Origin of the sequence: Providencia manganoxydans (assembly GCF_016618195.1) — a bacterium.
Lineage (GTDB): Bacteria > Pseudomonadota > Gammaproteobacteria > Enterobacterales > Enterobacteriaceae > Providencia > Providencia manganoxydans.
The window spans coordinates 153,309-171,641 of sequence record NZ_CP067099.1; the positions used below are offsets into that span (position 1 = coordinate 153,309).

The following is an 18,333-nucleotide window of genomic DNA, read 5'->3' on the forward strand; positions in this document are numbered from 1 at the left end:
ATAATTCGAGATGCAGTTAGTCGGTGGCTTGCATGAGTGTATTTATTCTATCTCAGTGCCGCGTGCCACCACTTGAAATATGACGAGTAGGTATAATAAGAAAACTGAGGTGTCATCATGAGTGTATTAATTGCACTAGCGGCGCTGTGTCTTCTAATGTTAGCGGCTTATCGTGGATACAGTGTTATTCTTTTTGCGCCTATAGCGGCGATGGGGGCGGTGTTATTGACTGACCCAAGTGCTGTAGCCCCAGCTTTTACAGGGCTATTCATGGAAAAAATGGTGGGGTTTGTTAAGCTGTACTTCCCAGTATTTTTACTTGGCGCCGTTTTTGGCAAACTAGTTGAGTTATCGGGATTTTCGCATTCAATTGTTGCTGCTGTCATTAAAATGATAGGAAAGCAGCATACCATTCCAGTCATAGTTATTGCGTGCGCTTTATTAACCTATGGTGGTGTCTCTTTATTTGTCGTTGTTTTTGCTATTTATCCATTTGCAGCTGAGTTATTTAGGCAAAGTCATATTCCAAAACGTTTGATCCCTGCGACAATCGCGTTAGGGGCATTTTCTTTCACAATGGATGCTTTGCCTGGCACACCACAAATTCAAAACATCATACCGACCAGTTTTTTCGGTACAACCACTTGGGCAGCACCTTGGCTAGGGCTGATCGGTTCAGTATTTATTATTGTACTTGGATTGACTTACTTAGAGCGTCAAAGACGTAAAGCTAAAATTAAAAATGAAGGCTATGGCGTTCAATTACGTAATGAGCCAGAAAAGCCTGAAAATATTGAATTACCAAATCCAATTATTGCCATTGCACCGCTGTTTTTAGTTGGTATTTTAAATTTAGTGTTTACGTATTTTATTCCTAAATGGTACGGAGCTGAGAATGAATTAATGTTGCCCGGTCTCTCTGCACCCATTATGACCAATTTAAGTAAGATCACGGCTATTTGGGCCGTTGAAGCAGCTCTACTTGCGGGTATCTTATTAGTGATTATTTTAGGTTATCGTAATATACGTGGGCGGCTGGCGGAAGGGAGTCGTAATGCGGTTAGCGGTGCGATCCTTGCCGCAATGAATACGGCTTCAGAGTATGGTTTCGGTGCTGTGATTGCCGCATTACCGGGTTTTTTAGTACTTTCAAAAGCACTGTCGGCTATTCCAAACCCGTTATTGAATGAAGCGATTAGTATTACAACGCTAGCGGGGATAACGGGTTCTGCATCGGGTGGCATGAGTATCGCATTAGCGGCGATGGCTGATAATTTTATTGCAGCAGCCCACGCAGCGAATATTCCTCTTGAAGTTTTTCATCGCGTTGCATCAATGGCGAGTGGTGGAATGGATACACTTCCTCATAACGGAGCGGTGATCACATTACTTGCGATAACGGGTTTGAGTCATAGGGAAGCCTATGGCGGGATCTTCGCGATTACTATCATAAAAAGCCTAGCAGTATTCTTTATTATTGGTGTTTTTTATATGACGGGTATTGTGTAAAACGCCAAAGGTATTTTATCTGAGGAGACTAATGATGAATTTAAGTGGGAAAACTGTGCTTATTACAGGCTCAACAAGTGGAATAGGTTTAGGGATAGCGCAAGTGTTTGCCCGAACGGGAGCTAATATTATTCTTAACGGGTTTGGCGATGTTGAATTAGCAAAAGCAAAAGTCGCACAAGGTAATAAAATACCGGGTTATCACGGCGCAGATTTAAGTGATGAAGAACAAATTAGAGATATGATGTATTATGCTAACCAAGAATTTGGTGGCGTAGATATTCTTATCAATAATGCAGGTATTCAGCATGTCTCTGCTGTTGACTCATTTCCTGTTGATAAATGGAATGCGGTTATTGCAATCAATCTTTCATCGGTATTTCATACTTCGCGTTTAGCGTTACCGAATATGCAAAAACGTCATTGGGGAAGAATTATTAATATTGCTTCAGTGCATGGTCTAGTCGCTTCAAAAAATAAATCTGCGTATGTGGCGGCTAAACATGGGGTGATTGGTTTAACAAAGAGTATCGCGCTAGAAACTGCGCGCACGAATATTACTTGTAATGCTATTTGCCCTGGTTGGGTACTGACACCACTAGTACAACAGCAGATTGATCAGCGTATTGCTGAGGGTGCTAATTCAGAAGAGGCAGTTAAAGAATTGCTCGAAGAAAAACAACCATCAGGGCAGTTTGTCACACCTCAACAAATCGGCGAGCTCGCTCTCTTTTTATGTTCTGAGAGTGCAAATCAGGTTCGAGGTGTGGCTTGGAATATGGATGGGGGTTGGGTGGCTCAATAACAAATCCATTCAGTGGTGGGATTTGTTATTGTCTAAGTGACCATTTTTGCAGTTTACTTCTGAAGTGAACTGCTTTCATGATATCCATTTTTTATCATAATATTCTGTTTATTAATCTATAGCTGATTAATAGATTATATGATTCACACCAAATTGGTGTAGTTCATATTATATTATATCACAAGATCCTTATGTAGATAGTAATGTCACTTATATTTACTGATAAGTGGGTTGTTTTTAGTTATGTGACGATATTACCTAAGGGTAATAAGTTTTAAAAAATTCTAAGCATCCAATCTTCTGCATGAATAAATAGCCTCTCTATCAAAAAAGCATAAATAATCTAAAAAAAGAAAACACCACTTTAATTATCTTTTTTGTATCATCCATATGTAACAAAATGAAAGTAAATTAGCTGAAAATAATACGTAAAAGTACGCTTAACACTTACTAGTTGTTTGATTTTTTTTTGTTCTAAATTGTGGATAAGTTATCTTCCTGTTGAATTTATTCATATTTTATAGTGTTAAATATACAATAAAACGATCAATATCAGTGAATTGATAGTTAAAATCTATCATATTTGAGTTATTGATCGTTTTAAACATGTTTACTTAAATTGATAAGGGCACTATTGTTTACGCCAATTAGATGTTAAATACATCTTCAAGTCTTATATTTTCTATTTGATTATTCTTAATAAAAATAAAGAAATGACATTTTACATATGCGAAGGTGGTTATTTATGATCGAACATGAAAGTAAAAAATCCGACTCTCAATCATTGCGAAAAGATATTGGAATTTTCATTAGAGAATCTCGTATAAGTAAGTCTCTAACAGGAACTCAGTTAGGTAATTTGCTTGACGTTAGTCAGCAACAAATATCACGTTACGAAAATGGGATTACCAGTATAAATATTGAAACATTAGATACAATATTACAGATATTAGATATTGAATGGTCTGAATTTTATCGTAAAGTTCTTATGGTTGATGTTACAAATCAGATAGGAAAAAATAAAGACTCTTTTCCATTTTATTTACATATATAGATTAATGGATTTTTTTCATAAAAAAACAACTTATCAATATTTTAATTAATATTGATAGGTAGAACTATTTTTAGATATTAATTTTTATTGAAAATTAATGGAAGAAATAATTTTATCTCAAGATGGGAAAATGGATAACTATATCAAATAGTTAGTTTAAAAATGTTTGTTTTTCAAATTAAATATAAAGGTAATAATATGAACTTGAATAAGTTAGCAATATTCACATTTGTAACAATGGCACTTTCAGTAACTGCCGCTCAAGCTGCTACTGGTGATGGTACTATTACTTTCTCTGGTAAAGTAATCGACGCTCCTTGTGGAATTGCAACTGAGAGTGCTAGTCAGTCTATTGATTTTGGCCAAATTAGTAAAAGCCTTTTAGAGAAAAATGGTATATCACAGATTAAACAAATTCCAATTAAATTAATTAATTGTGATTTAACTAAAGCGGGTACTGGTGCTGGAGCTGCAACATCTTATAAAGGTGTAAAAGTAACATTTAATGGAAACACTGTTACTGGTGCAACGAGTGAATTAGCAACAACTGGTAATACAGGTACAGCGATTGTAATCTCTGGTTCGACAGGTTCTTTAGTTAAATTTAATGATACTGGTAGCTTACAAGCATTGGGTAACAATAGTAATACTCTTATGTATACAACTTGGGCGAAAAAAGCGACAAATGGAACTATTGCTGAAGGTGAATTTAATGCGACAACAAACTTCACTTTAGCCTATGAGTAAATAATATTGAATCTAGCGAGAGCAGTTTTCTGCTCTCGATTATTTAAGGCAAAATTTATGTTTAAAAAAATTATAATATTATTATTTTTTACTAAAACCTTTTCAGCTTTAGCAAGCAGTGATACGTTGGAAAAATACTCTCCATCAGATAAAGTTTGGTGGCAAGGAACTGCAAAGTTTTTAGGAAAAGTAATTTCTCCGGCATGCACATTAGATATGGATAGTAAATATCAGTTAATTGATCTTGGTGTGATACCAGTGAATAAATTTGATGATGATGGCCTTTTACTAAATAAAAAAATAAGAATAAAACTATCTGATTGTCAATTTATTACAAAGTCTAGAAATATTGATAAGGTTAAAGGAATAACATTAACATTTTACTCTGATACTAACGGTTCAGATCCTAGCTTATTTTCATTCAATGATAATAAGGATGTTTATTTTAAAATAATAAATGAACTTGGGTATACTGCTCGCTCAGGTGAGCCATTACCAATAGTATACATTGATGGGGATAGTACATATTTATATTACCAGCTAGACATCATGAAGAAATCTGAGATAGTCAAGCCCGGCAGCTATTATGCAAGTGTTTTATTCAAAATAAACTATGAATGATTAGTTGTTTTTATTTCTTATTAACAATTTTAAAATGAAATAATTAAGGTTATTAGCCAACATGAAAAGAATAAAAATCAGTAAAAAATCTAAAAGCATTTTGGCAACTATATTATTTATAATTTATTCCCAGAATGGATTTTCGATAGAATTTAACTTAGATGTTGTTGACTCTAAGGCTAAAGATAATATTGATTTTAATAGGTTTAGTGAGTCAGGATATATTTTACCTGGTAAATATCAACTCAATTTAGAACTGAATGGACAAGGAATAGGCTCATCTACATATACGATAGAGTTTTTAGAAAAAGAAAATAAAGGGTTTGATAACAAGAAAGTTCTATTGCCTCAAGCATGTATCACTGATGATATTGTCTCTATATTAGGGTTAAAAGAAAAAGTAAAAGAAGGACTATCAACGTGGAATAATGGACAATGTATTGATCTATTAAGCTTAAAAGGAACAGAAATAGTTCCAAAGCTAAACGAAAGTACTCTAGTAATAAAAATACCTCAAATTTGGCTTGAGTATATTAGTTCGACTTGGTTGCCTCCATCTCGTTGGGATGATGGTATTACAGGAGCACTTTTAGATTATAATATTAATGCAAATGTCGCGATTCCTCATGAAGGAAGAAATACACAGAATATCTTTTATAATGGAACTGTTGGTTATAACCTTGGTAGCTGGCGTGTACGCTCTGACTACCAAGGAAGTTATACTCGAACCTCTGGTAATGATGAAAATAATAAAAACTTATTAGATTTTACTCGAGTGTATGCTTATCGAGCTATTAGGAGTTTAAAATCCAATCTGACAGTGGGTGAAAATTTCATAAACTCTAATATTTTTAATTCTTGGCGTTATACCGGTATTAGCTTAGAAAGTGATGATAGGATGTTGTCCCCACAACTCAGAGGGTATGCACCACAAATAACTGGAATAGCAGAAACTAACGCAAGGGTTGTGGTAAAACATCAAGGACGGATCCTTTATGATTCAACTGTTCCAGCGGGCCCATTTGCTATTCAAGATTTAGATAGTTCGGTACGAGGTAAATTAGATGTTGAAATTATTGAGCAAAATGGCAAAACCAATCAATTTCAAATTGATACCGCTTATGTGCCTTATTTAACTAGGCCAGGTCAAGTTCGTTATAAGCTGGTATCTGGACGTTCTAGAGATAAATTACACAATACTGAAGGACCAATATTTGCTAGCACTGAAGCAGCAGTAGGCTTGAGTAATGCATGGACAGTCTATGGTGGTACTATTCTTGCTGGTAATTTTAATAGCTTAGCAATTGGAGTTGGACGAGATCTATTTGCTTTAGGTGCACTTTCTGCTGATATTACGCAATCTTATGCAAAATTAAATGATCGTGGCTCCATGCAGGGTAAATCTTGGCGTTTAAGTTATTCTAAACGATTTGACAATTATGATGCTGATGTGACTTTTGCTGGATATAGGTTTAGCGAACGTAATTATATGACCATGCAAAATTATCTGGATGCCCGTTATCGAAGTGATTTCACAGGGAAAGAAAAAGAACTCTATACAATATCCTTTAATAAAGGTCTTTCTGAATATAATACAACGATTGGTTTACAATATAATCATCAAACATATTGGGAACAGAGTGATTCAGATTATTACTCTATTAATATAAATAAATACATGACTATCTTAGGTATTAAGAATATTTCACTAAATTTATCAGCATCTCGCTCCAAATTTTATGGAAAAGATAATGATGTATTTTTTGCAAGAGTGAGTATTCCATTAGAAAGTAACAAAGGGTATATAAATTATGATGGTTCTAAAAACTCAAGTATTTATACTCATAATATCGGATATTTTAATACGACAGATGATAATTTAGCCAATTATAATTTAAATATAGCAACCACGCATGGTGGAAATATGGACAGTAGCTCAAGTTTTTCTGGGTTTTATGGGCGCTATACACCAATTGCGAATGTAAATGCGAATGCCACTATTTCAGACAAAAATACATCATCATTTGGTTTTTCTGCGAATGGAGGGTTAACTGTGACCTCTAAAGGAGCAGCACTTCACTCAGGAGGATTCAATGGTGGTACTCGTCTAATGGTTGATACTGAAGGGGTTGCTGGAGTACCTGTTGATGGTGGACGGGTAACGACAAATAATAGGGGACTTGGAGTAGTTACGGATATCAATAGTTACTACCGTAATGAAACATCTATCGACTTGACGAAACTTCCTAATAATATAGAAGCAACTCAAGCTATCGTGGAGTCATCATTAACTGAAGGTGCAATTGGTTATAGAAAATTTGAAGTCTTAAAAGGGGATAAAGCATTTGCGATTATTCGTTTAAAAGATAATACCTATCCACCATTTGGCTCTGTAATTAGTAATATGAAAGGAAGAGAGCTAGGTATTATAAGTGATAATGGATTTGCTTGGTTAACAGGGATTAGCCCAAATGAAGAAATTAATGTTTCTTGGGGCGCTAAACAGAAGTGTGTAACTAAGATCCCAAATCACATTGAACCAAGAAATAAGATGTTGTTATTGTGTGAACAGTAAATAAAAGCAATTCACTAAATCAAAAGGTTTTAAAATGAAAAAAATAGTATTTTTATTATTCGGATTGGTTATTACAACAAATTCGTATGCAGCAATTTCTTTAGATAGAACAAGAGCAATATATGAAGGAGGGGCGAATGCTCTAGTTATCAATATTAATAATGATAATAAGCAATTGCCATATTTAGCTCAAACATGGATTGAAAATGATAAAGATGAAAAAATTGAAACAGGACCATTAATTGCAACGCCACTAGTTCAGAGACTCGATCCTGGTGATAAAGGTCTGATTAAAATATCTACTACTCCAGATATTGATCAACTACCTAACGATAGAGAAACCTTATTTTATTTTAATGTTAGGGAAGTTCCCCCTAAAAGTGAAGATAATAATGTATTACAGATTGCATTGCATACAAAAATAAAATTATTTTATAGACCAAAAGAAATTTTAAGAGAACCCAATGCAGTTTGGCAGGATCAGCTTATTCTGAATAAAGTCACTAATGGCTATAAAATAGACAATCCAACGCCTTATTATATAACACTATTCGGAATAGGTGGTACAGAGAATGAAGCGATTGATTCTGATTTTGATTCAGTAATGATTGCACCTAAATCATCAATAACAATTAAGTCTAAAGTATATTCAACACCATATTTATCATATATTAATGATTATGGTGGAAGACCAACAATTAAATTTAAATGTCAAGTAGACCGTTGTGTTGCTGAGAAAAAATAATTATTTTGGAGATGAAAAGGTGAAAAATAATAATATTCTTTTTATGTTGATACTTTATGTTAATGGCCTTTTTATTTCTCAATTTAGCTTAGCGGATCCTATCGCTAAAGATACTTATTTTTTTAATGTTAATGAATCAAAATTGAACTTTAATAATCAAAATGAAAAAGAACAAAAAGGCATTATATATATAAAAGGTCTTTTTGTAATGTCTCCTTGTCGTCTGATTTCTGATGAGATAGATATAAAGGAAATTTATATAAAAAATATTGATATTATCATTAATCGATGTCAACTATATGCTAATAAAAAACAAATGGAGAGAGCTATAGATAAAAAAATGTTTACTAGCTCACTATCTTTTTCTGATGGGAATGAAATTGTTAATCTCAAAGAAAATAGAGCTAAGCATTATCAAAATTATAGCGTTATTAATTATATCATATCAGATGAGCAGAAAAGAAAAATTATTGATGGTAAAGGTCATATATTAAAACTTAAATTACAGTATAATTAGTTCAAGGTAAATTATATGGGTATTTTTTTGTGTGTGAAATTGAGAAATATAGTATTATTTTTTAGTATTATTTTTTTACCTATTGCAAATTCTGCAACTACAATGAATTTTGATGGTACTTTAGTTGATACTCCATGCAGGATCGATCAATCTAGCTTAAATCAAAATATTGTATTTCTTAATAGTTCACCAAGGGACTATTGGCAATTTCCAGCTATTCGCCCAACAGAAAAATTCACAATTAAACTTATTCAATGTGATGCAAAGTCGTTATGGAAGTCAGTAAAAATAAAATTTAATGGGCAAACTGAATCTGCGATGGGGGCTGAACAGCAAAAGTATCTTTCACTTTCATCAGGGGCTAACAAAGGGAAGCTAGCTATTGGTTTTGTGGATATTGATGGAAGTCAGCGTATTACTTTAGGACAAAATCATAATGGTGGAAAAGGAACCCAACTTAATGATGGAACAATGTTACTAACATTTAATGCCTTTGTTCAGGCAAGTCCAACTGCAATAGCAAATAAAAGTGTTGTTCCTGGAATGTATAATGCAACTGTGGAGTTTGAGGTTTCTTATGAATAGATATAAATATTTCAAGATGATTTTTTTTTCATATCTATTATGTGGCACCGCAGGCGCAGTTGATATGAATATTAATATAACAGGTACAATTTATATTCCACCTTGTACGATTAACAATAACTCTCCTATACAGTTTTCATTTAATCAAATAATGACTTATGGCGTTGATGGTCAAGCAAATGCTATCACAAAAAATATTCCTGTTACATGCACATATTTCAAAGGAACACCTTATGTTAAGGTGACGGGCAATCAATTAACTGGAGCACCTGATAATGTTTTGAGAGTTTCAACGACGAGTGCTAATTACAGTCGATTTGGTATTGCGTTATATCAGGGCAATAATGTTGATGCCAATCAACCATTACGTTTAAATGGCTCTGCTGCAAGAGGGTATGCAATCACTAAAGGATTGACGAATACGGGACAGGCTAATAGCCAATTTACGATCACAGCGGTTCCTTATAAAACGGGAACTGCTGATTTAGCTGCTGGAAATTTTACAGCCACAGCTTCATTAAGCATTGTTTATAATTAAACCTAAGATATTACCAATTATTAGCTTTGGTCTCTGAGATTAATTTAATCCTAAAAAATGAGGCATTAAATGAATAAAATTCTAGTTGGATTAGTTTTATTTTCTGTAACTAATTCATATGCGCAAAATGTATCGTGGCAGCAAAATTTCCTTCATATTCCATCCAGTGGTGGATTTGCATCTGCCACTTCTTCCTCATTGGATGTTACAGACTCTAATGCAGGTAGTTTAGTTAGAGTGACTATACCACTAGTTAGAAGTTGGTTGGTCGTCTCTTCGTTTTGTAATCCTAATCCTATACCACCTGGAACCGCGGCAGCACAAGGGAATTATCGTTATTGGATAAGATTCCCACAGGCAAACGTTTGGCAAAATGATGCATCAGGATTAAGATATTACTTATCCAATATTTCTTGGAGCTTAGCAGAGACGAATAACAATACTAATCAAGTTTTCGTTGGGCCAAATTATTATGGACAACAAGAACCTAATACTTGTTGGGATGTTGGATTCAGATGGAATTTAGGGTCGGGTACAATTACTCTAGACCGTTCAATGACATTAAATGTAACTGTTGCTAGGGCAAACGCTTATCCAGGTCGATATAACTTGCGTATTCCTTTTGCTTGGGCATATGAAGAAAATAAAGGTTCAAGCACAAGTAATGCCTGGGACGGTTTTCGCCAGTTCGGTAATGTGATGAGCAACTATATGAATAATTATATTAATGTGCCCGTTCAGATCACCAGTAAATGTAATATAGTAAACCGAACAATTAATTTATCTCATGGCAATATGACACCGGATTCATCTATTAATAATGTTACCTCACCTTATAATTATCAGTTATCTTGTGATTACGATGCTTCAGTATCGGTTTCTTTGATAGGGAGCTCACAGGTTTCAGGTAAAACTCAAAATTATACAAGGTGCGGTAATGGTGGAACCTGTGAATTAAAATATAACGGTAATGCTTATAACGGTACTTTTAAAATCAATGCAGGTACTACTCGCACACTAGGAATAACATCGACTTTTCATCCTAATGATGTCAATAATCCTGTTGAAGGGAGTTTTCGAGGAAGTGCTATTTTAAGAGTATTAGTCAATTAATTGCATGTCCAAAGGATCAGTAACTCTTATCAAAAAAGTACGATAGAAATATTAAAATTCACTCACTCAGGTAGAGTGAGTGAATTAAGTCCTTTTACTCGGTTTTGCCATTATCTCTCCTATTAATGACTTAAATGTTCATCAATACAGTATGAAAACTTATGTCCAATAACATCAACTTTCAGTCTCTGATTGATCGTGCTCGACAACATGGTAAAGTTTATCTATAACAGGCCTAGCCTCACTATTGTTCAATGGACTTATAAACCAAAATGGCAAAACTTACCTTACAAGAGCAGATGTTAAAAGCGGGACTTGTGACCAGCAAAAAGATGGCAAAAGTCCAAAGAACAGCAAAAAAATCACGAGTTCAGGCGCGTGAAGCACGAGAAGCAGTAGCGGAAAACAAAAAAGCCCAAGTTGAGCGTGATAAGCAGCTTAGCGAGCAACAAAAGCAAGCTGCGTTATCTAAAGAGTATAAAGCTCAGGTAAAGCAGCTGATTGAGATGAATCGAATTAACCTGCTAAAGGGCGATATTAGTTTTAATTTTACCGATAATAATGTGATTAAAAACATTGAGGTCGATAAACAAACCCATGCTCAATTGGTTAATGGGCGCTTAGCTATCGCACGTTTATCTGTTGATAATAATGGGGTCAGTGAGTATGCCGTGATCCCCGCAAGCGTAGCGGATAAAATCGCTCAGCGGGATGCTGATAGTATTGTATTGCATAGTGCTCTGAGTCAGGAAGAGCAAGATGAAGATGATCCATATGCAGACTTCAAAATACCGGATGATTTGATGTGGTAGTGGCTTTACCGTTCAAAATGGGCTGGCATGATGCGCTTTGATCTCTTTTTGGCTAATTGGATGAACAAAATGCAATTCACTAGCATGTAGCATCAACCGCAATGAACTTCCCGCAGGCAGTTGCTGGGTTCCTCCATATAGGTCACAGCCTAAAATAGGGTGACCCAGTAGTTGACTATGAATACGCAATTGATGTGTCCGCCCTGTTTCTGGCGTTAGCTGTACACGAGTCACAGGCACTAGTTTGCCGTTTTCCAATTGATAGTAACTGCGTTCGATCACTCGATAGTGTGAGCGAGCTGCTTTGCCATTGATAGGACAGATTGACATCAATGGAAATAGGGTGGGATCTTTGGCAATCGCTGCATCTATGATGCCTTCGTCAGTATTTAGATGTCCACAAAGTAGAGCGTGGTACACTTTTGTGACTGTACGTTGGCTAAATTGTCGGCTAAGCGCGGCATTGATTGCTTTATTTCGAGCAACCACCATTAACCCTGACGTGCCAAAATCTAAACGATGAACGAGAGTACAATCAGGGAAGAGCTTTACCAGCCGGTAATGCACAGAATCTAAATTGAGCGGATTTTTTCCTGAAAGACTGAGCAGTCCACTGGGTTTATTTATTAGTACAAGATGATCGTCTTGATAGAGTAGCTCTATTTCAGCATCACATTGTGGGGCAATAAAGGTATCGATGATTGTGGACATTTTACGGCCTAGTCGAAATGTAAGAATGGATAATAACTAATTTCTAGGCAACAAGCTAAATTAAAGGCATAGTTTGTTATACTCTAGGCAGTAATGAAATAATTGAATAGGCTGGTAATGGCGATGAATGGAACAATCACAACGTGGTTTGAAGATAAAGGTTTTGGGTTTATCAAAGATGAGAACGGCGATAACCGCTATTTTCATGTGATTAAGGTCGCCAATCCTGATCTGATTAAGAAAAATGCAGCGGTCACCTTTGAGCCAACCACAAATAATAAAGGGTTATCGGCTTATGCGGTTAAAGTGATACCTGAAAGCAAATACATCTATATTGCTGGTGAGCGTATTAAGCTGACATCCATCAAGTCATATGTAGTCTTTAGTGAAGAAGTCCCGGCTGATACAGGGATTAATAAAGAAAACACCGTATTGTCGGTGGGCGCGTTAATGAATAGTATCAGGCCAAAATCAGATATTAAACCTGGCGATATGCGATCATTGAAAAAATTGGCTATCACCACGTTACATGGCACAACGCTTGTCTTCTCAGAAGATGAAATAGATATTGATGAAACGGTAAAGTTGATTAAGTGACCGGTTTTTGATGCTGTTTTTATACTGAATAGGGCGGTAAGGTATGTTGGAATTTTTAAAAAATTACGATAACTTAACAATTAGCGAAAAAAAAGTATTAAAATATCTTACCGATAATATTACTGATATCCCTTATTTAAATATTAATGAATTAGTCGCTAAAACCTTTGTCTCGAAAACGGTGATCATTAACTTATCGCAAAAATTAGGGTTTAGTGGTTTTAAAGAGCTAAAATTTCAAATTAATAATTATATTCTCAGCAAAAATAAAACAGAAAAAATCAATCCGTCATCTTATAAAAAACAACTAGAAAGAAACATTAATAAAAGCTTCACATTGATCAATGAAGAGCAAATTGCTAATTGCGCCAAAACATTACGCCACTCCAGAAATATTTTTATTGTTGCTAGAGGAACGAGTAAAGCGGTAGGTTTTTATCTTGAGCATATGCTGTTTGCACTGGGGCTTCATTGTTTTTTTATTAATGATTACAACCTATCTGATTCGTTCACACGCTTAGTCACCAAGGACGATACTGTGATTTTTATTTCTCTGTCTGGTGGGACAAAAAAAATCATTGAAACAGCAAAAATTGTGCAGTTAAAAGAGGCAAATATCATTAGTATGACTGCATTTCATACCAATGAGCTGACGAGCTACGCTGACAATACTCTATTTTGTTTTTCAGATAGTTATGATACTAAGACCGATGATACCAAGTCCAGAACTGGCTTTTTTATTTTAGTTGATTTATTGATCAATGAATTGGAGTATTTACTTTAAAATTATCTAGTTGTTAAGGTATGGTGACTATGCCGAGTTATTACTTATCGATATCTCAAATTGCTGGAATATAAATAAAGTTAAATTAAAAATTTTTCAGCTAAAGCCGTCGCCTATGTATTGTTACTTAACTGAAATAAACTAAGCCATTATTTAGCGGCAGCTACGATATTACCTCTATGCTATTTAAAATACATTTCTTTCACATTGCCGAAAATAAAATGACCTAGGTCATAATTAATGACCTAAGATAATATTTAAAACCGCAATATCATTTATTTTACTCGATCTCCGGTGCTAGTATCCCTTTTATACTCGTCATACTTCAAGTTGCAGCGTTTTTTAAGTTTATAACGATTTGCTCGTTTGTGGCTTAACTGCACCTCGAATTATTTAGAATATATTTTATATTCGAAGTCATAAGGAAAAAAATATGGCCAAAAAAAAGTTTGGTGAATCAATTCAACGTTTTGGAAGGACTTTACTTCTTCCAATCGGTGTTTTGGCGCCCATTGGTATGATACTGGGTATCAGCGGTGCTTTAGTTCAAAGCTACATGATAGCTCGGTTTCCTTTTCTGGGGAATGAAACTGTTAATGCGTTATTAGTTAGTATCCGTTCAATCGCCGGTGTTATTTTTGACAATATCCCGCTCCTTTTCGCAATGGGGGTGGCTTATGGCATGAGCTTAAAAGATAAAGGTATTGCGGTTTTTGCCTCCGTCGTCGGCTACCTAACATTAATCATCACCATTAATGTCTGGCTAGTACTAACAGGTAAACTTGCTGATCCTGCTATTATGACTCAGGTTGGGCAAATAAAGGTGTTAGGCATACAAACCATGAATATCAGCGCCGCAGGCGGGATAATTACAGGGTTAATCGCTGCATGGGCCACCGATAAATTCTATAACCTTGAGTTACCGACTGCATTTGCCTTCTTCTCAGGTAAAAAATCAGTATCGATTATTATGATTGGTTTAATGATCGCAGTGGGCGCGGTTTTACCTTTCATCTGGGAAATTTTAGTTCTTGGTTTGATGAAACTATCCGCTGTGATCCTCAGCCCTGTCGGACCATTCTTTACCGCGGGTGGTGAACGCTTATTTATTCCATTTGGCTTACACCACGTCTGGAACGTTTTATTTAGATTTACAGAAGCGGGTGGTTCTTACGTTATTGATGGACAGACTTTTGTTGGTGTTGTTCCTGCCATGACAGAAGTACTCTTTAAGCAAGGGCCAAACAGTGAATACTGGGCAATGATGCCAAGTCTGACACGCTTTATGGCGCAACAGCAGATGTTAGTGACTTTGTTCTTATTCCCTGCTATTGCATTAGCCATTTATAAAACATCTAAAAAAGAGAACCGTGCTGAAGTTAAATCGATGTTAGTTACCATGGTCTTAACCGCTATGTTAGGTAACGTGACGGAACCGTTAGAGTTTACCTTTGTCTTTATCGCACCTCTTTTATATTTAGTTTATGCAATCATTGTTGGTATTGGTGCAGTTCTACTTTCTTTAGCAGGCGTTGCAATCGGCTATATCCGAGGAACAGTATTTGACTTTACTATCTTTGGCTTACTGTATGAACATACGAACTGGATCTTCTTAGTCATTATCGGAAGCTGCTTAGCTGTTGTCACTTACTTTATCTTCTACTGGGCGATCATCAAATTTGATATCAAAACACCGGGCAGAGAAGAATCAAGTAATTTGAAAAATACCTTAATTAAAGAAAAACGTTACGGTGAGATTGCAGAAATCCTGATCAAGGCATTAGGTGGCAAACAAAATATTCGTAACGTCGATAACTGTATTACCCGCATGCGTATTGATGTCTCAGAAGTGAATCAAATTGATAAAGATTTAATGTTGGAATCTGGCTGTACTGCATTCTTCTTCCCATCGGCAAACCATGTCCATGTTGTCTATGGGCCAAAAGTTGAGTTTGTGCGTAATGCTGTTGATGAAGCAATGAAGAAATAAAGAAGGGATACAAAATGAGAGCGTTATACGATTCTAAAAGTAAAACTATTGATGACCGTGGAATAAAAGACCTGTTATCGAATGAAGCCAAATATTCAACTTGGCTAATGTTTGAATCAATGTTAGCTCAGGCTCAGGCCGAACTTGGTTTTATTCCTCAATCAGCAGCGGATGAAATTAAAGAAAAAGCTGTCATCGAGAATATTGATTTTGAAGAAATGAACCGTATTTATCAAAAAATCGGTCATGGCTTTGTACCGTTTTTAAAAGTACTGGTGAATGCTTGTTCTGAAGAGAGTGGTAAATATATTCATTATGGAATTACCACGCAGAATATACAGCAAAGCTCACAGCTGTATATGATGAAGACAGTACATCATAAGTTTATGTTGCTGCTAGGTGAGATCATTGAGAACTTATCCAATTTAGCATTGAAAACCAAATCGATGGTAATGCCAGGAAGGACGCATGGTCGCCATGCAATCCCAATTACCTATGGGTATAAGGTTTCTGTCTGGATCAGTGACTTCATTGACTGCTATCAGCGTATGCAAGAGTGTGAAAAGCGTGTATTTACTATCATGATGGGTGGTGCTGTTGGTGCATTTAACTCCATGCCAGGCGTTGGCTTGAAGGTACAAAAAAGGGTCGCTGAGTTAGTGGGTATGGAAGCGATGGAAGTACCATCAAGAAACTTGAGCACACATAAATTAGAGTACATGGCTAACTTAGCGCTAATGGCGAATATCTGTCATAAAATTGGCGAAGAAGTTTATAGTACAACATTGGAAGAAATTGCGGAGGTGTCGGAAGGCTTTACGAAAGGCACCGTGGGTAGCAGTACTATGCCGCATAAAATTAACCCTAAATTGGCCAAAGGAATTATTGCTAACTCACAGAAATTATATTCCTTGCCAAGTGTTGGTATGTACTCTGCGGTAAGACCCTATGAGGGAGATAGCAGCTCATACATGCTGTTTGATGGCTTGATTGAGGAAGCATTAGAACTCACTACAGAGATCTTGTTGAGAACTGAGGAGCTGTCTAGAACTATTGTGCCTCATGAAGACAGAATGCTGCATAACGTCCTAAGAAATAAAGGTTTAGATAATACTGAGTACGTTATGATGAAAATGGCCGAGAAATTAGGTAAGGATAAAGCTCACTCACTTCTCTATGACGAAGCGATTAAAACCGCTGCTGATGGTGAGGATTTTTATACTAACTTAACAAAGAATGAGATCATTTCAGCGGCATTTAGTAATGATGAAATCAAAGAGATGTTAGATCCTCGGGCTTATATTGGTTTATCCGTTGAGATCGCTGAGAAAGAAGCGAAACGTGGTTTTGCTACCTCACAAAAAATCCAGCAACATTATAAGTAAACCGTAATAATAGAGAGTTACTGGCATTTATGGTAACTCTCTACTCTATCCCTTCTAAAATTTACCTCAATACTTCAGTTAGAATTAAGAATCACCACAGTTAAAATAAGTATCTATACTTACTTGATTAATAAGTGATTTATAGTGAGGTTTCAGTCTTTTTTTTGCGTGATTTTAGGAATTTTATTTTTCTTGTAGGGGAAGAATAGAATGCGAATTCACACGATGAAATTAATTATAGCAATGTGTAGTACTGAATCTTTAAATACTCATTTGTGTTTCTTATGTATCTGTTTATTTTTAGTATTTTGTAATTAGAGTTAAAATTACAGCTTGAAATAATCACGCCGTGATTAAATAAATGAAGTGATAATTATTCAGTGAAATGAGATATTTAATTTTTGTGATTTTAAATAACGTCGGGAATTAATTGGTTTCATCGACTATTTACATATATTAGTATTTTATTTTATATTTATTTGGTATTTTAGATTTGGTTGGTGATTTTTGATAGTCTCATAGAAATAAAATTTCAATTATTTTTCTTTTATCTTTTTATTATAATTTTTAATTGGAATTTTATGGTTTTTTTTATTTTTTTAACTCATATCTATTTTAATTGTTTATTGTAAATTATTGTTTCTGAATTACATGCATTGCATGTAATTTATTTTATCACATTATTTAATTAAATATTCTTTTTTATTTTTAAAAAAATTTAACTTTAGTTAGATTATTAATTAATAAGATGTTTTTTTTTACGCTCTTCATGTGTTGATCGAAAAAACCGATCAAAATCATAAAGATGATAGATATTATCTATCAAATTAAGACTTTTTGATCGAGAAAAACAATTTCTAACTCGAAACATGATTCTATACCTTAATACGAGTTGACGAATATTGTGCTTATAAACAACACATGCAATGAATCAGTTAATAATGATTCGAGAGGTTTAGAATGCGAGAAAATGATCCGTTGTCCAATAATATTGGAAAGATGTTGAAGTCTTATCGTAGAAGAACCGGATTAACAGGAAGCGAGTTAGCTAAAAGAATTAATGTAAGTCAGCAACAAATATCTCGTTATGAAAATGGGATTAATAATATAACATTCGATAAGCTTATCATACTTTTTAATGCTCTTGAAATGGATGGTTCAGATATCGAAGTATTTTTCGAAAAGATCAAGCGTTTCGTCGATTCTGACGAATATAAAAACATGCGCAGAGAGTAATAAGGCATA

Annotated in this window: 18 protein-coding genes; 17 read left to right on the forward strand and 1 reads right to left on the reverse strand. The window is 35.0% G+C overall.

Annotated elements, in window-relative coordinates; translation table 11 throughout:
* Nucleotides 1-114: 114 nt before the first annotated feature.
* The 12 genes from JI723_RS00695 to JI723_RS00750 all read left to right on the forward strand — a co-directional run bounded on the left by JI723_RS00695 (nucleotide 115) and on the right by JI723_RS00750 (nucleotide 11,621).
* Entirely contained in the window at nucleotides 115-1,509 is a 1,395-nt protein-coding gene (locus JI723_RS00695; RefSeq protein WP_175442476.1) for a GntP family permease, read from the forward strand.
* A gap of 34 nt (nucleotides 1,510-1,543) precedes the next feature.
* Nucleotides 1,544-2,314, forward strand: a complete 771-nt coding sequence (locus JI723_RS00700; RefSeq protein WP_272580640.1) for a 3-hydroxybutyrate dehydrogenase — start codon at nucleotides 1,544-1,546, stop codon at nucleotides 2,312-2,314.
* A gap of 745 nt (nucleotides 2,315-3,059) precedes the next feature.
* Nucleotides 3,060-3,368 carry a helix-turn-helix domain-containing protein gene (locus JI723_RS00705; RefSeq protein WP_272580612.1) on the forward strand — a complete coding sequence of 103 codons (309 nt, stop codon included), beginning with the start codon at nucleotides 3,060-3,062 and terminating at the stop codon, nucleotides 3,366-3,368.
* A gap of 198 nt (nucleotides 3,369-3,566) precedes the next feature.
* Nucleotides 3,567-4,115, forward strand: coding sequence for a fimbrial protein (locus tag JI723_RS00710; protein WP_272580611.1), 549 nt, complete (start codon nucleotides 3,567-3,569; stop codon nucleotides 4,113-4,115).
* Nucleotides 4,116-4,172: 57 nt separating this feature from the next.
* Entirely contained in the window at nucleotides 4,173-4,736 is a 564-nt protein-coding gene (locus JI723_RS00715; RefSeq protein ID WP_272580610.1) for a fimbrial protein, read from the forward strand.
* Between the two features lie 61 nt (nucleotides 4,737-4,797).
* Entirely contained in the window at nucleotides 4,798-7,311 is a 2,514-nt protein-coding gene (locus JI723_RS00720) for a fimbria/pilus outer membrane usher protein (protein WP_272580609.1), read from the forward strand.
* Between the two features lie 34 nt (nucleotides 7,312-7,345).
* Entirely contained in the window at nucleotides 7,346-8,056 is a 711-nt protein-coding gene (locus tag JI723_RS00725) for a fimbrial biogenesis chaperone (protein ID WP_272580608.1), read from the forward strand.
* A gap of 19 nt (nucleotides 8,057-8,075) precedes the next feature.
* A complete protein-coding gene (locus JI723_RS00730; RefSeq protein WP_272580607.1) occupies nucleotides 8,076-8,573 on the forward strand; it encodes a fimbrial protein in 498 nt (165 codons plus the stop codon).
* A gap of 15 nt (nucleotides 8,574-8,588) precedes the next feature.
* Nucleotides 8,589-9,158: a fimbrial protein gene (locus tag JI723_RS00735; RefSeq protein WP_272580606.1), complete on the forward strand. Its 570-nt coding sequence runs from the start codon at nucleotides 8,589-8,591 to the stop codon at nucleotides 9,156-9,158.
* Nucleotides 9,159-9,222: 64 nt separating this feature from the next.
* Entirely contained in the window at nucleotides 9,223-9,696 is a 474-nt protein-coding gene (locus tag JI723_RS00740; protein ID WP_272580605.1) for a fimbrial protein, read from the forward strand.
* Nucleotides 9,697-9,765: 69 nt separating this feature from the next.
* Nucleotides 9,766-10,809 (forward strand): PixG protein, encoded by a 1,044-nt coding sequence (locus tag JI723_RS00745; protein ID WP_272580604.1) that lies wholly within the window; start codon nucleotides 9,766-9,768, stop codon nucleotides 10,807-10,809.
* Between the two features lie 272 nt (nucleotides 10,810-11,081).
* A complete protein-coding gene (locus JI723_RS00750; protein ID WP_140187105.1) occupies nucleotides 11,082-11,621 on the forward strand; it encodes a DUF2058 domain-containing protein in 540 nt (179 codons plus the stop codon).
* Between the two features lie 12 nt (nucleotides 11,622-11,633).
* On the opposite strand, the gene JI723_RS00755 is transcribed toward JI723_RS00750, so the two are convergent.
* The gene (locus JI723_RS00755; protein WP_272580603.1) at nucleotides 11,634-12,332 is read right to left on the reverse strand and encodes an RluA family pseudouridine synthase; all 699 of its coding nucleotides are present in this window, start codon (nucleotides 12,330-12,332) and stop codon (nucleotides 11,634-11,636) included.
* 117 nt (nucleotides 12,333-12,449) lie between these two features.
* Between JI723_RS00755 and JI723_RS00760 the strand changes: the two genes are divergently transcribed.
* From JI723_RS00760 to JI723_RS00780, 5 genes are all read left to right on the forward strand, one after another.
* Nucleotides 12,450-12,929: a cold-shock protein gene (locus tag JI723_RS00760; protein WP_140182965.1), complete on the forward strand. Its 480-nt coding sequence runs from the start codon at nucleotides 12,450-12,452 to the stop codon at nucleotides 12,927-12,929.
* Nucleotides 12,930-12,972: 43 nt separating this feature from the next.
* Nucleotides 12,973-13,713 carry a MurR/RpiR family transcriptional regulator gene (locus JI723_RS00765; protein ID WP_272580602.1) on the forward strand — a complete coding sequence of 247 codons (741 nt, stop codon included), beginning with the start codon at nucleotides 12,973-12,975 and terminating at the stop codon, nucleotides 13,711-13,713.
* A 433-nt stretch (nucleotides 13,714-14,146) separates the two neighbouring features.
* Nucleotides 14,147-15,703, forward strand: coding sequence for a PTS transporter subunit EIIC (locus JI723_RS00770; RefSeq protein WP_070925882.1), 1,557 nt, complete (start codon nucleotides 14,147-14,149; stop codon nucleotides 15,701-15,703).
* Nucleotides 15,704-15,717: 14 nt separating this feature from the next.
* A complete protein-coding gene (locus tag JI723_RS00775; protein ID WP_070925884.1) occupies nucleotides 15,718-17,088 on the forward strand; it encodes a class-II fumarase/aspartase family protein in 1,371 nt (456 codons plus the stop codon).
* Nucleotides 17,089-18,048: 960 nt separating this feature from the next.
* Entirely contained in the window at nucleotides 18,049-18,324 is a 276-nt protein-coding gene (locus JI723_RS00780) for a helix-turn-helix domain-containing protein (RefSeq protein ID WP_070925886.1), read from the forward strand.
* Nucleotides 18,325-18,333: the final 9 nt, after the last annotated feature.

Coding starts and splice junctions, on each gene's coding strand:
- JI723_RS00700 (WP_272580640.1), top strand. CDS start 1,544: ATGAATTTAAGTGGGAAAACTGTGCTTATTACAGGCTCAACAAGTGGA.
- JI723_RS00705 (WP_272580612.1), top strand. CDS start 3,060: ATGATCGAACATGAAAGTAAAAAATCCGACTCTCAATCATTGCGAAAA.
- JI723_RS00710 (WP_272580611.1), top strand. CDS start 3,567: ATGAACTTGAATAAGTTAGCAATATTCACATTTGTAACAATGGCACTT.
- JI723_RS00715 (WP_272580610.1), top strand. CDS start 4,173: ATGTTTAAAAAAATTATAATATTATTATTTTTTACTAAAACCTTTTCA.
- JI723_RS00720 (WP_272580609.1), top strand. CDS start 4,798: ATGAAAAGAATAAAAATCAGTAAAAAATCTAAAAGCATTTTGGCAACT.
- JI723_RS00725 (WP_272580608.1), top strand. CDS start 7,346: ATGAAAAAAATAGTATTTTTATTATTCGGATTGGTTATTACAACAAAT.
- JI723_RS00735 (WP_272580606.1), top strand. CDS start 8,589: ATGGGTATTTTTTTGTGTGTGAAATTGAGAAATATAGTATTATTTTTT.
- JI723_RS00740 (WP_272580605.1), top strand. CDS start 9,223: ATGAATATTAATATAACAGGTACAATTTATATTCCACCTTGTACGATT.
- JI723_RS00745 (WP_272580604.1), top strand. CDS start 9,766: ATGAATAAAATTCTAGTTGGATTAGTTTTATTTTCTGTAACTAATTCA.
- JI723_RS00750 (WP_140187105.1), top strand. CDS start 11,082: ATGGCAAAACTTACCTTACAAGAGCAGATGTTAAAAGCGGGACTTGTG.
- JI723_RS00755 (WP_272580603.1), bottom strand. CDS start 12,332: ATGTCCACAATCATCGATACCTTTATTGCCCCACAATGTGATGCTGAA.
- JI723_RS00760 (WP_140182965.1), top strand. CDS start 12,450: ATGGCGATGAATGGAACAATCACAACGTGGTTTGAAGATAAAGGTTTT.
- JI723_RS00765 (WP_272580602.1), top strand. CDS start 12,973: ATGTTGGAATTTTTAAAAAATTACGATAACTTAACAATTAGCGAAAAA.
- JI723_RS00770 (WP_070925882.1), top strand. CDS start 14,147: ATGGCCAAAAAAAAGTTTGGTGAATCAATTCAACGTTTTGGAAGGACT.
- JI723_RS00775 (WP_070925884.1), top strand. CDS start 15,718: ATGAGAGCGTTATACGATTCTAAAAGTAAAACTATTGATGACCGTGGA.
- JI723_RS00780 (WP_070925886.1), top strand. CDS start 18,049: ATGCGAGAAAATGATCCGTTGTCCAATAATATTGGAAAGATGTTGAAG.